This window comes from Streptomyces sp. NPDC086519 (assembly GCF_040686075.1).
GTDB lineage: Bacteria > Actinomycetota > Actinomycetes > Streptomycetales > Streptomycetaceae > Streptomyces > Streptomyces shenzhenensis.
The window spans coordinates 1-1,270 of the sequence record NZ_JBFBJL010000174.1 but is presented as its reverse complement, the minus strand read 5'-3'; the positions used below and the strand labels follow the sequence as shown (position 1 = coordinate 1,270).

Annotated in this window: 2 protein-coding genes; one reads left to right on the top strand and one right to left on the bottom strand. The window is 66.4% G+C overall.

All coding sequences use genetic code 11. The features are described 5' to 3' along the window. Nucleotides 1-74 precede the first annotated feature (74 nt). A protein-coding gene (locus AB0P24_RS47905; RefSeq protein ID WP_365805796.1) for an IS5 family transposase occupies nucleotides 75-904 on the top strand; the annotation gives its coding sequence in 2 pieces (ribosomal slippage) (nucleotides 75-398 and nucleotides 401-904; 828 coding nt in all). On the opposite strand, the gene AB0P24_RS47900 is transcribed toward AB0P24_RS47905, so the two are convergent. Next, complete coding sequence (locus AB0P24_RS47900; protein ID WP_365805798.1) at nucleotides 870-1,223, bottom strand: DUF2750 domain-containing protein; 354 nt, start codon at nucleotides 1,221-1,223, stop codon at nucleotides 870-872. The two genes, AB0P24_RS47905 and AB0P24_RS47900, sit on opposite strands and share 35 nt — an antisense overlap. Nucleotides 1,224-1,270 lie beyond the last annotated feature (47 nt).

The window sequence follows — 1,270 nt, the reverse complement described above, 5'->3', positions numbered from 1 at the left end:
AGAACGGCTAACACAATGAGGTACATCAGCCCTGGTGGCCGTGCCTCGTAGGCGAGTTGGGCGTTGTCCGGGCCGTGGGGACTTCACCGTGGATCGTGCCGGATGACCTGTGGGAGCGGATCGAGCCGCTGCTACCGAAGAAGGAACGGCGGTTCCGATACCCCGGTCGTCTTCCGGTCCCGGACCGCCAGGTCCTGTGCGGGATCCTGTACGTCCTGCACACCGACATCCAGTGGGAACACCTCCCCAAGGAGCTCGGCTTCGGCTCCGGGATGACGTGCTGGCGCCGGCTGCGGGACTGGAATGAGGCCGGCGTCTGGCAGCGGCTCCACGAGACCCTGTTGGCTGAGCTCAACGCGGCAGCTCGACTCGACTGGTCCCGCTGCGTGGTCGACTCTTCGCACGTCAGGGCCCTAAAAGGGGGCTCCACACGGGCCCGTCGCCGGTCGACCGGGGCCGAGCAGGCTCCAAGCACCATGTGATCACGGATGGGCACGGGACCCCGCTGGCGGTCATCCTCACCGGTGGCAACCGCAACGACGTCACCCAGCTGATGCCGCTGCTGGACGCCATCCCGCCCATCCGCGGACGCGTCGGTCATCCCCGCCGCAAGCCGGACTCGCTCTTCGCAGACCGCGGCTACGACCACGACATCTACCGCAACCAAGTCCGAGCCCGCGGTATCGTCCCCGCCATCGCCCGCCGAAACACCCGCCACGGCACCGGACTCGGCGTCTACCGCTGGGTGGTAGAGCGGACCTTCGCCTGGCTCCACGGCTTCCGACGACTCCGCGTTCGCTGGGAACGCCGAGCCGACATTCACGAAGCCTTCCTCAAACTGGCCTGCTGCCTCATCACCCACCGGCAGCTCAGGTCACTGCGCGAGCCGCCGCTAGACGGTTGACAACTTCGTCGGGGGTGAAGCTCCAGCCGACCAGGCGCGGCCCACTCCAGTTGATGCCGATCACGAGTCCATCCCGGGCGGCATCTGGTAGCACGCGATCGCACCAGGCGTCCAAGGGCATGGAATCAACGCGAAGCCCCTGCCCCCAGATCTTTGCTGCCCTCTGGGCCCGCGACGAGGTCGACCAGAAGGGAAGACTTCGCGTGCCATCCGTAGAGAGGTGAGTCGGGCTTCCATCGTCATCCCGAACGAGCCAGACCACGCTGCTCAGGCCGACGTCGCGGAAGAACGCCGCCGCTTCCGAACCACTCTGACTCATGGCCACCGACCCTACCGTCCTCCTACAGTCATTTCGTTAGGAGTTCT

Bases quoted from the DNA above. Each gene is read 5' to 3' on its own strand.
- AB0P24_RS47900 (WP_365805798.1), bottom strand. From the start codon at position 1,223: ATGAGTCAGAGTGGTTCGGAAGCGGCGGCGTTCTTCCGCGACGTCGGC.